We start from the raw sequence: 13,474 nt of genomic DNA on the forward strand, positions 1-13,474 counted from the left end.
GAGACGATGGAGCCGTCGCTGTCGGAGGATCCCCTGCCGTCGAAGTCGCACCCAAGCCCCGCGCAGGCGGAGGTGAACGCGGCGGTCGGCGGGGCGTTGGTGTCGCTCCCGCCGCCGGCGGCGACGAAGACCGGTGCGAAGACCGGGTCGCCGATGTCCAGCAGGGGCTCCAGGATGCCGTCGCCGGAGTCGTCGGTCCAGTTGAAGTTGCCCTTCCCGAGCAGCGTGTCGCGGATGGCCTGGTGCGTATCGCCCTGGCTGGCCAGCAGCGCCGCGGCCCCGGCCACGTGGGGTGAGGCCATGGAGGTGCCGCTGATGGTGCCGTACCCGCCCCGCTCCAGGGGGTAGGTGGAGCGGATGCAGACGCCGGGGGCGGCGATGTCTGAGTTTAAGGGGTCGGTGACAAATGCTAATCGTTAGCATTTGTCACCGAATAGCTTTTCCCCGCCTCAGGGCTTGAATACGGTCACCGTCGTTCCGGTACCGCTGGTGAACTCCACGCTCGACACCTTCTTTCGGATGCCGCCCAGGGTGCATGCGCTGCCCGAGCAGCCTTCGGTTCCCCCACTGTAGGACCAGGTGCCGGTGAGGCCGGAGCCGTCCGCCGTCTCGACCATCGCGGTCCAGGTGGAGCCGTTGTTCTGGCTGCTGGTCAGCAGTTCCCCACCGCCGCCCGACGCCACCGTCACGTCGTGCTGAACTGTCCCGGAGGCGCCGCCGTCGTCGGTGACGGTGAGGCTGACCGTGTAGGTTCCGTCCGTTGCGTAGGTGTGGGAGGCGGTGGGCCCGGAGGCCGTGGCGCCGTCGCCGAAATCCCACGCGTGGGTGACGATGGAGCCGTCGCTGTCGGAGGATCCCCTGCCGTCGAAGTCGCACCCAAGCCCCGCGCAGGCGGAGGTGAACGCGGCGGTCGGCGGGGCGTTGGTGTCGCTCCCGCCCCCGCCGGCGGTGACGAAGACCGGCGCGAAGACCGGATCGCCGATGTCCAGCAGGGGCTCCAGGACGCCGTCGCCGGAGTCGTCGGTCCAGTTGAAGTTGCCCTTCCCGAGCAGCGTGTCGCGGATGGCCTGGGGCGTATCGCCCTGGCTGGCCAGCAGCGCCGCGGCCCCGGCCACGTGGGGCGAGGCCATGGAGGTGCCGCTGATGGTGCCGTACCCGCCCCGCTCCAGGGGGTAGGTGGAGCGGATGCAGACGCCGGGGGCGGCGATGTCGACGGTGGCCCCCCAGTTGCTGAAGTCCGCCAGCGTGTCGTCCTGGTCCGGGCGGCAGGTGGGGGCGCCATAGCCGCCCGCCGCGCCGTCGAAGTCGGCGAGCGCAGAGACGGTGATGGCGTCCGGCGAATTGGCGGGGGTGTGGTTGGCGGCGTCGTCGTCTTCGTTGCCGGCCGCCACCACCACGGTCACCCCGCCGTCGACGGCATTCCGGATCGCGTTGTCCATGGCCGTGCTGCTGCCGGAGCCGCCGAGGCTCATGTTGATCACCTCGATGCCGCCCCGGGCGGCGACCCAGTCGATGCCGGCGATGATGCCCGCCAGGCTGCCGGAGCCCTGCGCGTCGAGCACCTTGACGGCCCAGAGGCGCGCCCCGGGGGCCACGCCCACCACCCCGATGCCGTTGTCGAGCGCGCCGATGGTGCCGGCCACATGGGTGCCGTGATAGTGGTCGTCGTCGCCGTCCCGGGTGTCGTCGCAGAAGTAGCTGCGTTTCCAGGGCGGACCGCCGCCGGTGCTGTTCAGGCAGTTGGCGCCGCCCACCACGTTGAGGTCCGGGTGCTGCCGGTCGATGCCGGTGTCGAGCACCGCCACGTCCGCATCGACCCGGTAGTCGTCCAGCCCGTCGATGGCCAGCGCCGCCTGGTCGGCGAACATCCGCCGGACGCCGGTCGGGACCTCCTGCCCGAAGGCCCTCACCGGAATGTCCTCCTCCACGTAGGCCACCCGCGGGTCGCGGGCCAGGCCGGCCAGCGCCGCGCGGGGCATGGTGATGGAGAAGCCCCGCAGCGCCGTCCCGTAGACGTAGCCGACCCGGCCGCTGGTGCGCCGGGCCACGTCGGCCGCCACGGCTTCGGGCATGCCCGCGTCCGCGTTCAGCACGACGATGTAGCGGTCCTGGGGCGGGCCCGCCTGCGCCATTGCGGAGAGGGTGAGGAGGCACACGGCGAGCAGGCCGGAAAGGGAATGCCGGGATTGCGGGTTCATGATCTTATTCGCCTCCGCTGGCGCGACTGGCAGTCATCTTGTCAGTCAATAGTAGCAGCCGGCACGCCGCCCCGATGCATTCCCGCAGGCCGGGTATGGGAATGGGGATGCCCCCGGAGCCGGCCGGCCTGTGGAGGAGAATGATGCAGCCGGTGACCGCCTTGGGCCGCCCGCGGCTCCGGGCGCCCCACGCGGGCTCTACGCCTACTGCCCCCCGCCGTCCCCGGCGCCCGCCTCCGGCGCGCTCTTGACCAGTTCGTCGACCGATGCCTGCATCCGGGCGAGGGGCAGGGCGCCGGCGCGCACCAGCACCTTGCCGGTTTCGTTGTCGCGCAGGAGGTTGCCGGGGGTGCCGCTGATGCCGAGCGCGATGCCCGTTTCGTAGTCCTTCTTCACCCGGTCAGCGTGGCGGCCGCTCTCCAGGCAGGCCTCGAAGGCGGTCCGGTCCAGTCCGATCTCTGCGGCCAGGGCGCCGAGGTCGCCGCCGGGCATCCCCTTTCCGTTGGAGGCGGTGCGTTCGTAGAGGGTGTCGGCGAAGCGCCAGAAGGCGTCGTTGCCGCCCAGCTCGGCGGCGCACTCGGAGGCTTCCGCCTCCCGCTGGGCCATGGGGTTGTGGAAGGCGAGGGGAAAGTGGCGGTAGACCCAGTTCACCTGGCCGTCCGAAGCGTCCACCAGCGCTTTCGCCGTGGGGTGGAAGCGCTTGCAGAACGGGCACTCGAAGTCGGAGTACTCGACGAGGGACACGCGGGCTTCCGGGTTGCCGTAGATGTGGTCGCGCGCCGGGTCGGCGGGGGGCATCTTGTCCGCCCTGCTCCGGGCCGCCTCCGCGCGCTGGCGCGCGGCTGCCGCCTGGGCCTCCCGCTGCTTCGCCACGTAGCGCTCGATGCCGGCGTCGATGGCCTGGTCCAGCGCGCCGCTCTCCTGCAGCTTCCTGACCACCTCGCCGCTGATGCGCTCCACCAGCGCCGCATCGTCCTCCGGCGCCGCCTGCGCCGGGGCGGCGGTCAGCAGCAGGAGGGCGGCCAGGATGGGGGCCGCGCGGCGGCGCATTGCGGGGCTGAACGGGATCATGGCGTCCTCCTCGTCGGGTCGGGTGGGCGGCTTCCGTCCGGATCGCCGGGGCGGGTGTCCGGCCCTGGCGGAACGGCTCCGGTCCCGGAGCGCGGCGCCGATAGAAACCTTGGACAGCGGAAACGGGATCAGTTCGTTTGGAATCGGTGTGGTCGGGTGTGCGGTGGGGAGGAAAGGGAGGTAGACGGTGGGCGGGTGGTTGGGACGGGGGCTGTGGATTTGTACTCGTCCCGTATATATGGATTTCGGGCGGCGGGGTGTGAGTGGTTGGGTTCGAGTCCCGATATCCCCCGTCTTTGTCAAAGAACACATTTATCAATAAACACGGACTCGCTGAAACGTGTTGCCATGGTTCATGGTGATTGACGTGGAGTTTGTCGAAAACCAGTGAAACACTATTGGCTATACTTTCTGTATGGAATTGCTGGCGATTTTCAGAAGCCTGCAAGCGGTCTGGCTGCGGTCAACCTGGATACTATATGGTCCGCCTGTGCGTTGTAGCGATAAGCAAAGGAGGAGCCGGTGATGAAGACGAAATGCACTCTATGGCTCTTGACAGTGATGATCATGTTAGCGGGAGGCTGTGCCGGTTCTCGGCAGCAGTTCAGCCAGGAACAGTATCCCATCGGCATGACGGTGCACAGTCCCTTCGTTTTCTATGGGAAACAGGTGCCCCTGCCCGAGGGTGATTGGCGTATAAGCGCACATCTCGATGAGTCCAGGGCTTTAAGGACCAGCGATGTTGCAGGAGGTTCCGGCCCGACGGTCGAGAGCGGAGGCTACACCCGCGTGTTCGCCGCGCTTACCGAGAGCAGGGACAATTTACTGACAAAAGCCGTGATAATCAGTTTGCCGATCAATGTGCCTGGGAGTATCGGGCTTTCGCTAAATGACATTTGCAACGAATATGATCTTCAGTATTGTGTGAGCCCCGAAAAAGGTGCCCATACCCAGTCCCAGTGGTGGGTTTACAGGGAACCTGTTGGAGCGCTCGTGGTTGATCTATGGCTGGAAAATCTATTGCGAGACAACGCGGAATCCAAAGTCAACCCCGTCATGCTTGAGATGCTGAAAGACCTGAACGCCAGAGATGTCTCGTTTGATGTGTACATGCAGTCCGTTTGCTACCAGATGGCGCGTGGTCGAGAGATGATGACGGTCTGTTATCTCTGGAATGAGCACACCGAACACGTTACGAGCCTTTCATTGTGGCGTTGGGGCGCGGAATGGTTGGACAAGGTCAAGGCGGGGTTCGATAACAAGTTGGCACCATGAGTTGGTGCCGGGAAATCGCAGGGCTTTGATGGTGATGTCTGGATGCTGGCAACAAATGAACAATCCGTGGACGGTCACGCAGTTTATATGATTCTGTGTGGAATCCCCCGGCTCTGTAACGAAGAAGTCGGACCGTGTTGACGGGGTGGAAGCCGCATGATGTGTTGCATAAATCAATTCATCGGGTATTTTCCATGGAGGTGGAAGTCAATGAGGTCTGTTCATGTATTGTTGGCGACTGTCGCATTGACGGTATTTTCAGTTTCATCAGTTATTGCAATGCCGTCCACCAGGCAGATGACTGAGGAGTCATTGAGCTTTGGGCGTGACATAGATTTCGTCGAGAATGTGAAGGTAGATATTGCTGGTGCGGAAGCAAGTGCAGATATAAGTGTCAGACTCCCTGGGACGATAGTGAATGGAAATGTTGTACCGGTGTTCATTGACTCCTCGCTGAATGGAGTCAAGGCAATAGATTTGTATTCAAACAGGCATAACGACAGGATTGCATCGTTTACGCTGGGAAAGGTCACGCTTCCTTATGTAAGTACACGATTCAGGGTCGGCAAATCGGGTGAGTTGTACGTTGTGATGCGTGCTGGCAATAAAGATTACTATGCGGTGGGCAATCTGAATGTTCTGAAATCCGGGCAGGAAAATATGCGGGCATGTGATACGGACGCACGGTTTTATACAACGGTTGAGGATGGGGTTGTCACAATAAAGTACATGATCATGCACTGCATGAATGTTGGAAGATACATCAAGTGGATGAAGTTATCGCATGATGGTGAAACCATCGTGGAATCAGAGCTGTCTCTTGGAGTCAGCAGAAATCCATTTTTCAGCTTCAAGTTCATGGGTAATGAAAGAGGCAGTTACAAGCTTGAATGGGAAGATACGGCTGGTGATAAAGGCGTGAAAATTTATAGAAAATGATTCCATGTCCGGGAATGGTTTCTGCATGGTGGTGCAGTATCCAGTTGGGGATGCGGGTCGGTAAGCTTGGCGGCATGAAACCTCCCCGGGAACTGACATTGGTGGCCTGCTCCGGGCAACGCCTAGCCGAGGTCGATTGATTTCACCCCGCGGAGCGCGGGGTGATTCCCCGACTACTTCTTCTTCCCCCGCTTTTCCATCTCCTGGCGCAGCAGCTCGCCGAAGGTGCCGACGCCGGGCTCGGCGCGGGGCTCCTCCCGGGGCGCGGCCGGCATCTCGGCGGCGTCCGCCACGTCGGCGTCCAGCGACAGGCTGATGCGCTGCTTCTCCGTGTCGACGCCGAGCACGGTGACCTCCACGGTGTCGCCCTCGTTGAGCACTTCGCGGGGGTGGGTGATGCGGCGCCCGGCGCCCAGCTCGCTGATGTGGACGAGCCCCTCCAGCCCCGGCTCGAGCTCCACGAAGGCGCCGAAGGGCTGCAGGCGCGTCACGGTGCCCCGGACGCGGGCGCCGGCGGCGTAGCGCTCCCCGGCCTGCTGCCAGGGGTTGGCGGCCAGGGCGCGGAGCGACAGGGCGATGCGCTGGGGGTGCCTGGGGTTGTCGCTCTTCTCGATGCGCAGCACCGCCACCTCCACCGCCTGGCCCACGCTGAGCAGGTCCTGGGGGTGCTTGACGCGGCCGTAGGCCAGCTCGCTGACGTGGATCATCCCCTCCACGCCGCCGAGGTCCACGAAGGCGCCGAAGTCCTTGAGGCTGGTGACGACGCCCGGCAGCACCGCCCCCGGCTCCAGCCGGGCGCGGATCGCCTCGGCCTGGGCCGCGCGCTCCTCCTCCAGCACCGCGCGCCGGGAGAGGACCACGTTGGGGCGCCGGCCGCCCTCGATGCGGGTGACGCGGAAGGAGAGGTGCTGGCCCACGAAGGGCTCCAGATCCTCCACGAAGCGGATGTCCGCCTGGGAGGCGGGGCAGAAGGCGCGCAGGCCCGCCACCTGCACCTCCAGGCCGCCCTTGGTGACGGCGCTGACCAGCCCCTCCACCGGCAGGCCGCTGCGGAAGGCCTCCTCCAGCTCGCCGGTGTCGTGGACGTGGCGCTGGGTGCCGGTGCCCAGCAGCAGGGTCCCGGTGCGCTCGTCGTTGCTGATCACCACCGCCTCGATGCTGTCCCCCTCCGCCACCTTCAGCGTGCCTTCGGCGTCGGTGAGCTCGGCGATGTCGATGGAGCCCTCCACCTTGCCGCCGAGGTCCACGAAGGCGCGCTCGGCGTCGATGGAGATGATGGTTCCGCGCACGTGGTCACCCGCCTGCGGCGTGGCCTTGGCGGGGGTGGGGTGTTCGCGATCGTACTGCCGGAGCAGCGCTTCGAAGTCTTCGGTATCGGCCATGGGGAGAGTTTAACCCGGATAGTCCGTCGGGAGGCGCGATTACCGCGCCGGTCGGGTGAAGCGCGCCGCCTGTTCGCCGTCGCGCAGGAGTGTCGCGGTGCCGTCGCCTTCCACCACCAGGCGGTAGTGCTCCTCGAGGTCGGGGCTGGACGCGGCCTTGCAGGCCAGGGCGATGGCCCGCGCGCTGTCGCCGCTCCAGAAGCAGTGCCGCCCCGCCTGCGCCTCGCCGGCGGCGAACAGGTCGGCCCGGCCCTCGTAGGTGACCTCCAGGCGCTGGAAGCCGGCGCCGGAGCCGGGCGCGGCGATCCAGGTGCCGGCGGCCGGGTGCGGCGCGCAGCCGGCCAGGGCCAGCAGCAGCGCGGCGGCCGGGCAGGCGAGGCGGATGGCGGATCGTTTCATGGCGCGTCCCACGGGGAGGAGAGGGGAAACGTACCCCGATTCGACGGTGCGGGCAATCCGCCTCCGGACCGGGCCGGCGCCGCGGCGCCGGTCAGTAGCGGTAGCCGCGCTCGATCTCGGCGCGGGTGAGCACGCCGTAGACCCGCGGGATGCCCGGCACCGTGGTGCGGACGACGTAGAGGGCCTCGGCACCGTGGCGGTGCATCTCCTCCTGGGCCTCCTGCAGGCTCGCCTGGATATCCACGGGCGTGGCGGTGAGGCGCTCGGCGGGGAGCTCCAGCAGGTCGAACGCCTCCCGCTCCGGCGCCTCGCGCAGCGCCCGCACCAGGTCCACCGCCGGGAGCAGCTGGGCGGGGGCGTCCTCGGGGCGCACCAGGATCCAGCCGGGGGCGTCCGCCAGCTCCCGTTCCACCCGGGCGCGGTCGGGCCGCGCCGGCAGCTGGGCGTAGCTGCGGCTCATCACCCCGGCCACCCCCACCTGGCGCAGCGCCCGGGCGATGCGGTCGTTGCGGTAGTCCACCCCCATGGAGCGCAGCAGCGCCAGGAAGGCCGACTCGCGGCCGTGCAGGGCGCCGCAGGTGAGGGTGGCGGCGATCACCGCCAGCATGCCCGGGAAGAGGATGTTGGGGTTGCCGGTGAGCTCCAGGATGGCCAGCAGCGCCGCCAGCGGCGCCTGCAGCACCCCGGCCATCATCGCCCCCATGCCGAGCATCACGTGGAAGCCCACCGAGGCCTCGGGGATGAAGCCGAAGCCCTGCGCCACCACGGCGAACAGGCCGCCGCCCATGGCGCCGATGACCAGCGACGGGCCGATGAGCCCGCCGGGCACCCCGAGCCCCACCGCCGCGGCGGTGGCCAGCAGCTTCATCACCACCATGGCCGCCAGCAGGCCGAGGGTCACCTCCCCCAGCAGCGCCTGGTTGACGGTGTCGTAGCCGATGCCCATCACCGCCGGCACCCACAGGGCGATGAGCCCCGTCAGCGTGCCGGCGACCACGGGCCGCAGCCACAGGGGCAGCCGCCGGCCCCAGCCGTTGAACAGCAGCAGGGCGCGGATGAACAGCGCCGCCGCCCCGCCGAGCGCGATGCCCATGAGCAGGATCAGGGGCATCTCCGCCATGGAGCCGAGATCGAGGGGCGGGACGGTGAAGGCGAGATCGTCGCCGAAGGCGAGGCGGGTGAGGGTGGTGGCGCTGATGGTGGCGAGGATCACCGGGGCGAAGGCCGCCACGGTGGACTCCATCATCAGCACCTCCATGGCGAAGGCCACCCCCGCCAGCGGCGTGTTGAAGGTGGCGGCGATGCCCGCCGCGGCGCCGCAGGCGGCCACCACCCGCAGGCTGTTGTTGGGCAGCCGCAGCCACTGGGCGGGGATGTTGCTGGCCGCCGCGCCCAGGTGGATGCTCGGCCCCTCGCGGCCCACCGAGTGGCCCGCCACCAGCGCCAGGGTGCCGCCCACGAACTGCATCAGGGCGTTGCCCCAGGGCAGCCGCCCCTGATGGTAGTCGAGCCGCACCAGCAGGTGCGGCACCCCCACCCGGCGCATCCCCTCGGGCACGGCGCGCCACAGCAGCCCGAGCACCAGTCCGCCCGCCACCGCCAGCAGCAGCCGCCACTCCGGCGCCAGGTGCTCGTAGTCGTAGAGGTGGCCGTGGAGGAAGGTGCGCTGCAGGATCTCCACGACCCAGCGGAACAGGATGATGACGGCGGCGGCCAGCACCCCGCTGAGGATGCCGAGCAGCGACAGCTCGGCGATGGCGTCGGCGCGGGAGACCCGCAGGCGGAACGCCTCCAGGCGCCGCGCCGCGCCCGTCCGGAGCCTCTCGCCCACGCTCTGTTCCATCGCCGCCTCCCCGTCCCCGACCCGACCGAGTATGGGGCGGCGGGGCGGGGCGGGGCAACCGCGCGGCGGCGGGTCCGGGACAGGGATCAGCCCAGGGCGCCGGCCGGCTCCGCCGGCAGGGCCGGGGCCGGTATCATCCCCCGCAGCCGCTCCAGCGCCGCCGGATCCAGCCGGCCCACGCGGCTCGCCCCGCCGCACAGCGCCCGCCGGAAGCCCAGGTAGTGGGGCTCCAGCGCCAGCAGCTCCGGCACGTCCGCCTCCCGCAGCGAGCCCGCCAGCCCCGTCACCAGCCCGAGGTTGCGGCCGAGCGCGAGGAACGCCGTCAGCTTGCGCCGGCTCACCAGGCCGGGCAGGGCGCCGGAGCGCTTGTCGGCGGTGTCGAGCATCACCCCGGTGAAGCCGGCCGCGCCGATCCGGGCCACCAGGCCGAGGTCGGGGGCGCGGTCGGCGAACAGCACCGCCACCAGGCGCACGCCGGTGGCCAGCCGGCCCAGCGCCTCGACGCAGGCCTCGGTGCCCGGCTCCCCGGTGAGGCCCACCTTGACGTAGTCCACCCCGGTGACCGACATGCGCCGCACCCGCGCCACCAGGGTGGCCGGGTCCATGGGCAGGTCACCCACGGTGGCGCTCACCGGCCGTCGCCGGCGCACCTGGTCGACGATGGTCCGCACCTGGGGCTCGGGCAGGGCGCCCAGCGCGCCCCGGGCCGGGTCCTTCAGGTCGATGATGTCCGCGCCGCCGGCCAGCGCCAGCTCCGTCTCCTCCAGCGTGCACACGCTGGCCAGCATGCGGGTCATGCGCACGCCTCCCGCTGCCGGTGGGCGGCCACCGCGGCCAGCAGCCATTCCCAGGCCTCCCGCTCCCGCGCCCCGGCGGTCTTCTCCACGGCGATGGCGAGGTAGCCGAGCTCCGCGTCGATCTTCTCCGCCGGCAGGCGGTCGAGGCGGCTGACCAGGATGGCCAGCTCCAGCACCGCCGCCTGGGCCCGGTTGAAGCCGCGGAAGGGGGCGTGGGTGGCGTGGTGGCGCGCCCGGCAGAGCAGGCGCGGGCGCACCGGGTCCTCCTCCACCCGCTCCACGCTCACCTCGGTGTGGGCGATGGCGCCCGCCAGGCGCAGCCCCGCCACCCGGTCGGTGGGCACCACCGGCCAGTCCCGGCGCCCGGTGAGGCAGCCGGCGAAGACGCGCACGTCGTCGGTGCAGTTGATCGCCGCGCAGCCCTCCCGCAGCAGGTTGTCCAGGGTGCGCGAGGGGCGGAACGGGGCGATGAGCACCTCGCCGCCGCTCTCGCGCACGCCCATGGGGGCGATGTGGGCGCTGCCGTCGGCGTTGCGGGTGGTGACGATGACTTCCTGGATCATCGGTTCCTCCGGTCAGTGGATCACCAGCTCGGCCCCGGCGGTCTCGGCGAGCCGGCCGGGGTCGAGGCGGAAGTTGTCCAGCCGCTGCAGGTGGTAGCGGTCGAACCAGGCCGCCAGGGGCCGCTCGATGGCGCGGTCGTAGTCCGGGTTCACGGCGTGGGTGCGCCCCCGCACCGGGTTGACGACCCGGCCGTCGCGCACCACCGGCACGCCGTCCTTGAACACCAGCCGGGCGGCGCGGAACATCTCCCCCCGGTCCTCGAGGTCGGCGTACACGGCGATGTCCGCCACCGCGCCGGGGCCGAGGTGGCCGCGGTCGCCGAGCCCCAGCAGGCGCGCGGGCGCGGCGCGGGTCATCACCGCGATCTCGTACAGGCTGTACTCCCGCTCCAGGTGGCGCAGCAGGCAGGCGTCGGCGGCCTCGGGGTTGATGCGCGCCAGCCAGCGGGCGCGGTGGTCGCGGCTCATGAGCAGGTGGAACAGCTCCGGGTAGGCGGTGAAGGGGGCGCCGTTGGGGTGGTCGGTGGTGAAGAAGACCCGCCACGGGTCGTCCACCAGCAGGAACAGCTCCAGGCCGATGGCCCACTGCAGGGCGTTGACGAAGTTACCGGCCCGGTAGCGGAACGGCACGATGCCGCCGCCGCCGTCCTCGCCCTCCCACAGCGCCCACTTGCGCGGCCGGGCGATGCCGCGGGCGGCGTGCTGGCGCATCACGTCGCCGGAGATGGTCACCGTCTGGCCGAACAGCACCTGGCCCACGTCCACGGTGATGTTGGGGTGGCGGCCCAGCGCCTCGGCCAGGCGCGCGGCGCCGGTGGAGAAGCCGTGGGGGCCGTCGGCGCCGTAGCCGTAGAACTGCACGTGGGCCAGGTGCATGGGCAGCCCCTCGGCCGCCTCCATGGTGCGCAGCGCCGTGTCCACGTTGCCGGGCACGCCCAGGTTGTTGCAGTGGACGTGCAGGGGGTGGCCGATGCCGAGCGCCACCACCGCCCGCTGCAGGGCGTTGAGGATGCGCCGGGAGGTGACGCCGTAGAAGGGCACCTCGTCGTCGAGCCCGAACTCCCGGGCGTTGAACTTGAAGGCGGTGGCGCCGCCGGCGTTGATCACCTTCACCCCCAGGCACTGGGTGGCGCACAGGGTCCAGGCCACGTAGTCGTTGACGGTGGCCTGCCCTGCGCCCTCGCGCAGCAGCCGCAGCAGGAAGTCGTCGTTGCCGAGAATCGCCAGCCCCGCCTTGTCGAGGATGGGGATGTCGGCCAGCTCGGCGTGGGCGTGGCCGGCGTTGATGGGCAGCACCGCCGGCTCCACCACGGTGGTGAAGCCCATCTCCGCGTAGCGGTAGCCGGTGTCGAAGGTGGACCAGGGCGAGCCCCCGAAGGGCAGCCCGGGGTAGCGGGCCTGTTGCGCCACGTGCTGCTCGGGCATCAGCACCCGGGCGTTGTTCACGTTGCCGCCGGCCACGTGGCTGTGGATGTCGATGGCGCCGGCCATCACCACCTGGCCCTGGAGCGGGTAGTGGGCGTCCACCGCCGCCGGGTCGGCGGGCGGCGCGCAGATGCGCCCGTCGCGCAGGTAGAGATCGCGCACCTCGCCGTCGATGCCGTGGGCCGGGTCGTAGATGCGTCCGCCGCTGAGCCGGGTCAGCATGTCAGTTCTCCTCCCGCGCGGGGATCAGCTCGAGGATGCGGCCGAGCACCGCCGCGGCGGTGGGCCAGGGATTGTCGCGCAGGCGGCGCAGCCCGAGGGTGGCGAGCCCGTCGCCGCGGTGGATGAGCCCGGCGTGGTCGATGCCGGGCACGCCCACGGGGATGAACACCTCGGGCTCGGCGGCGAGCCGCAGCCCCGGGTGGCCCACCGCGACGGTGGGCACGGGGGACTCGGGCGGGGCCGGGTCCGGGCGCAGGCAGGAGAGCCACAGCAGGGCGTCGGCCTCGCCCGCCGCCAGCAGGCGATCGCCGCGGTGCAGGTGGGGATCGTAGGCGGCGCGGCCCCCGGCGAAGGCGGTGCGCAGGCTGAAGCCGCTGTGCCAGGCGCAGGCCTGGTGGGCGCTGGCGTCGGCGTCGCCCGCGCCGAGGGGCAGCAGCGCGGCGCGGCCGGTCCCGTTCAGCGATCGGACCAGGCCGGCGGCCTGCGCCAGGGCGAGATCGGCGTGGGGGAAGTCGAACTCCGCCGCGCTCCAGGCGATGACCGGGTAGCGGGCCGCCCGCAGCCGCGCCAGCAGCGCCGCCAGCGCCGTCCGCCCCGCGCCGCCCGCCCCGTCGGCCATGACCGGCCGCCCGGCGAGCAGCGCCCGCAGCCAGCCGAGCGCCTCGCCGGCCCGCGCCACGGGCACCGGCAGCAGCTCCGGCTCCAGCGCCCGCACCGCCTCCGGCAGGGTCTCCGGGGCCACCGTGTCGAGGATCACCAGCGCCGGCCCGGCGCCGCCGTCCAGCCGTTCGGCGGGCCGCAGCACCCGGCCGGCCAGCCGCGGCAGGCGCCGGAACAGGCCGGCGCCCAGCACCACCAGCAGGTCGCAGCGGTTGCGCACCTCGCCCAGGCTGGCGGTCATCCAGCCGTCGCCCTGGAACACGGCGAGGTTGCGCTGCAGGGCGTCGCCGTGGGCATGATCCACCGTGGCCCCGAGGGCCCGGGCCAGGTGCAGGGCGGCGCGGATGCCGGCGAGATCGGCGGCCAGCCCGCTCACCAGCGGCGCCCGCGCCCCGCCGAGCAGGCCGGCGGCCGCGGCGCAGGCCGCCTCGAGGCTCGCCGGCGCGCCGCCCACCCGCGGGACGGCCGGGGACGCCAGGGCCGCGTCGGCCGCCGCAGCGGCGGCGTCCAGGATCGGGCAGTCGTCGGGGGCGCTGAGGCGCAGCCGCGTCCCGTTCAGGTGCGGAGACAGATCGTCACACCCCAGTGCACAGAAGGGACAGGGGACGGTGGCGGCGGCGGTGGCGGGGCTGGCGTCGGTCATGGGGTTTGCTGATCTCTCCGGGTGTCCGGCGGGAGATTCAGCAAGAACCGGACCAGC

At 70.3% G+C, this 13,474-nt stretch carries 12 protein-coding genes; 2 read left to right on the forward strand and 10 right to left on the reverse strand.

Annotated features, from left to right (window positions below):
* The 3 genes from DFQ59_RS20540 to DFQ59_RS11210 form a co-directional block, all read right to left on the reverse strand.
* Positions 1-380: S8 family serine peptidase (locus DFQ59_RS20540; protein ID WP_147275247.1), on the reverse strand; the 380-nt coding region annotated here is incomplete at its 3' end.
* A gap of 69 nt (positions 381-449) precedes the next feature.
* Entirely contained in the window at positions 450-2,198 is a 1,749-nt protein-coding gene (locus DFQ59_RS20070; protein WP_211314902.1) for a S8 family serine peptidase, read from the reverse strand.
* Positions 2,199-2,402: 204 nt separating this feature from the next.
* Entirely contained in the window at positions 2,403-3,269 is an 867-nt protein-coding gene (locus DFQ59_RS11210; RefSeq protein WP_211314903.1) for a DsbA family protein, read from the reverse strand.
* A gap of 525 nt (positions 3,270-3,794) precedes the next feature.
* Here DFQ59_RS11210 and DFQ59_RS11220 point away from each other — a divergent pair.
* Positions 3,795-4,544, forward strand: a complete 750-nt coding sequence (locus DFQ59_RS11220; RefSeq protein ID WP_114279804.1) for a hypothetical protein — start codon at positions 3,795-3,797, stop codon at positions 4,542-4,544.
* Between the two features lie 210 nt (positions 4,545-4,754).
* A complete protein-coding gene (locus DFQ59_RS11225; RefSeq protein ID WP_170142136.1) occupies positions 4,755-5,483 on the forward strand; it encodes a thiosulfate oxidation carrier complex protein SoxZ in 729 nt (242 codons plus the stop codon).
* A gap of 173 nt (positions 5,484-5,656) precedes the next feature.
* On the opposite strand, the gene rpsA is transcribed toward DFQ59_RS11225, so the two are convergent.
* The 7 genes from rpsA to DFQ59_RS11260 all read right to left on the reverse strand — a co-directional run bounded on the left by rpsA (position 5,657) and on the right by DFQ59_RS11260 (position 13,417).
* Positions 5,657-6,865 (reverse strand): 30S ribosomal protein S1, encoded by a 1,209-nt coding sequence (gene rpsA, locus DFQ59_RS11230; RefSeq protein WP_114279806.1) that lies wholly within the window; start codon positions 6,863-6,865, stop codon positions 5,657-5,659.
* 39 nt (positions 6,866-6,904) lie between these two features.
* Positions 6,905-7,264: a hypothetical protein gene (locus DFQ59_RS11235; RefSeq protein ID WP_114279807.1), complete on the reverse strand. Its 360-nt coding sequence runs from the start codon at positions 7,262-7,264 to the stop codon at positions 6,905-6,907.
* 91 nt (positions 7,265-7,355) lie between these two features.
* Positions 7,356-9,107, reverse strand: a complete 1,752-nt coding sequence (locus DFQ59_RS11240) for a chloride channel protein (protein ID WP_114279808.1) — start codon at positions 9,105-9,107, stop codon at positions 7,356-7,358.
* 86 nt (positions 9,108-9,193) lie between these two features.
* Positions 9,194-9,904: a (5-formylfuran-3-yl)methyl phosphate synthase gene (locus tag DFQ59_RS11245; protein ID WP_114279809.1), complete on the reverse strand. Its 711-nt coding sequence runs from the start codon at positions 9,902-9,904 to the stop codon at positions 9,194-9,196.
* Positions 9,901-10,467, reverse strand: coding sequence for a DUF447 domain-containing protein (locus tag DFQ59_RS11250; protein WP_114279810.1), 567 nt, complete (start codon positions 10,465-10,467; stop codon positions 9,901-9,903). The genes DFQ59_RS11245 and DFQ59_RS11250 overlap by 4 nt, the downstream gene beginning before the upstream one ends.
* Before the next feature lie 12 nt (positions 10,468-10,479).
* The gene (locus DFQ59_RS11255; protein WP_114279811.1) at positions 10,480-12,114 is read right to left on the reverse strand and encodes a formylmethanofuran dehydrogenase subunit A; all 1,635 of its coding nucleotides are present in this window, start codon (positions 12,112-12,114) and stop codon (positions 10,480-10,482) included.
* 1 nt (position 12,115) lies between these two features.
* Positions 12,116-13,417, reverse strand: coding sequence for a molybdopterin-binding domain-containing protein (locus tag DFQ59_RS11260; protein WP_114279812.1), 1,302 nt, complete (start codon positions 13,415-13,417; stop codon positions 12,116-12,118).
* Positions 13,418-13,474 lie beyond the last annotated feature (57 nt).

The organism is Thioalbus denitrificans, assembly GCF_003337735.1.
GTDB classification, from domain to species: Bacteria; Pseudomonadota; Gammaproteobacteria; order DSM-26407; family DSM-26407; genus Thioalbus; species Thioalbus denitrificans.